This window comes from Desulfovulcanus sp. (assembly GCF_982781345.1).
The window spans coordinates 1-1,141 of sequence record NZ_CEYAEZ010000191.1; the positions used below are offsets into that span (position 1 = coordinate 1).

1 protein-coding gene is annotated in these 1,141 nt (G+C 38.2%); it reads left to right on the top strand.

The annotated features are described in order from the left end of the window. Positions 1–238: 238 nt before the first annotated feature. Positions 239–1,141 (top strand): CHASE domain-containing protein (locus tag AC3WVG_RS12160; protein ID WP_488798382.1); only part of this gene is annotated, 903 nt, incomplete at its 3' end.

Below are 1,141 nucleotides of genomic sequence, written 5' to 3' on the forward strand. Positions count from 1 at the left end.
TAAATACACATAGTGCCTTCCTAGCTAATCTCACAATGTAGCCTATTATTTTACTCAAGCTTTAGTAAATCACGGTGGTTATTTTAAAGTATAATTAAATCTCCCTAATGCTTTAGATGACTGTTTGCTATACTGTTTCAGGAACTTAAAACGCCATTGTTCTAAATGGACGCGGCTTAAACAACGCTAGGTGTTATTTACATTGTCACCATCTAATACTCGACCACAGATACTGAGCTTGTTTATAAAAGCAAGACTGGTGTTGATCACATTGTTAATCTCAACGCTTGCATCTGTGTATTCAATTTATCTACTCGATCAATACATTTATCAGCAAAAGCAAAACTCTATCAGAAAGGTGGCGGGTAGCTACGTTAACCATATTAGAAATAATCTTAACCAAGCACTTTCTGCAGCCTATCCTATTGCGGCATTAATTCGTACTCAAAATGGCGAGACTAAAGGCTTTGAAGAACTCGCTTCTGAAATGTTAAGTCTTTATCCTGGTCTTGACGCCTTACAACTTCATAAAAACGGTATTCTTACACACGTTGTTCCACTTAAGGGCAATGAAAGTGCTATCGGTAATAATGTTTTAGAGAACCCACTGCGAACGCAAGAGGCATTTTTAGCCAAAAAAACAGGTAAATTAACTCTTGCAGGCCCTTTCGAGTTATTTCAAGGTGGTATGGGTGCAGCGGCTAGGTTGCCTGTGTATCTAGATACCCCACAGGGAAAAGAATTTTGGGGATTTGCCACTGCGCTTATTCGTTTTCCGGATATTATTCAAAGCGTTAATTTAGCCCAACTGCCACAGGCAGGCATTGGTTATGAGCTTTCAAAAGTCATGCCCAATACAAATAATGTGCAAATCATTGTTACCTCACACAACCAAAAAACAAAAAATACGGTCGACTTTAACATACAAGTACCAAACGGCGTTTGGGTATTTAAAGCCTACCCTATCAGGGGCTGGCAAGACAATAGTATGCTGTTACTTGGTATTGCTATTGCGGTTGTGTTTACTTTTTTAACTACACTTTCATCTTATCTGATAACCCGATTAAGAGCGAGCCACCTAAAATTAGAAAAAAAAGTAGAGCAACGTACTCATGCATTACAAAATAACATTAAAGCACTA